This window comes from Pseudoalteromonas sp. S558, from assembly GCF_005886635.1.
GTDB classification, from domain to species: domain Bacteria; phylum Pseudomonadota; class Gammaproteobacteria; order Enterobacterales; family Alteromonadaceae; genus Pseudoalteromonas; species Pseudoalteromonas aliena.
Window position 1 is genome coordinate 1 of the sequence record NZ_PNDU01000533.1, and the last position, 982, is coordinate 982.

Annotated in this window: 1 protein-coding gene; it reads right to left on the minus strand. The window is 38.0% G+C overall.

The window, feature by feature from the left end; translation table 11 throughout:
- Positions 1 to 91: 91 nt before the first annotated feature.
- On the minus strand, positions 92 to 886 hold the full coding sequence (locus tag CWB66_RS21300; protein ID WP_138586991.1) for a hypothetical protein: 795 nt from the start codon (positions 884 to 886) through the stop codon (positions 92 to 94).
- Between the last annotated feature and the right edge of the window lie 96 nt (positions 887 to 982).

The following is a 982-nucleotide window of genomic DNA, read 5'->3' on the forward strand; positions in this document are numbered from 1 at the left end:
AGTTTCAGTTATCATAAAAAATTCTAGTCATTATTTAAGTATGTAATCCTTCAATATAAGATGCACACACTAAACCCTCTTTACTTTTGAGTTAGATATAATTTAACCCACCAATGGTGCAGTTTTCGGCCTTTGTATATTTGAATTTCCTATTTTGATAAACATCCAAATCAGCAAACACTTTAGCAGGGCGTAGATATGCCATGGCGGTTTGCCAATGCTCTATAAGCGCTTGTTCTGTTAGCTCCCAAGGCGCTTCTGATAAGTCAAGGCGAATACCGCCCCAAGATTGAAGCTCTGTTTGCGTTTTTGGTGTGCTCAGTAACAACTCTTGGCCAAACTGCTTCACGTAATGCGGGCCTAAATAAGTGCGCATTGCTAACCCTTTGGGGCCGACCTTAAAATAATCGACGGGTGCTAGTGAAGCAGCACTGCTCACTATTCTTGAATTTTTGTGCTCTGATGACTCAAATGGTCTAGGGTAAACAGGTGTGTCAATATGTACCGAAGCAACATCAGGCTTAAATACTTGCACTAATCGGTCCGCAAACTCGAACAAAGCAGGATAATGCTTACTGTTCAGTTTTGGATCAAACTCAAAAAAAATGTTTTGCCTTGGTGCTACATCAATACTTCCAAAGTACTTTACTGCTTTATTGCGTTTTAAATAAATATGCGCATAACTCCCATACTCTACCGCTTTTATTTTATCTAATATATTATCGCGATTATAGGGCAGCTTGCCTCGCTCTTCTAAACTCCAAAACTGAGGGGCGAATTCAGGGTAACTCTCAATTACATCTAATAATTCAGTAAATAATACTTCATCATTAAGTGGAGCAGCACCTAAAATAGGTACTCTTATCTGAAATGGTGAAAAATCCATTATTTATCCTTTTACTTTAGTCCAATGTTTTTTTGTGAATCCAATCTTTTTAGCTAACGAGTCATCTTGGTGAAATTTTTTTCTGTCTAGCACTTC

Bases quoted from the DNA above. Each gene is read 5' to 3' on its own strand.
- CWB66_RS21300 (WP_138586991.1), bottom strand. From the start codon at position 886: ATGGATTTTTCACCATTTCAGATAAGAGTACCTATTTTAGGTGCTGCT.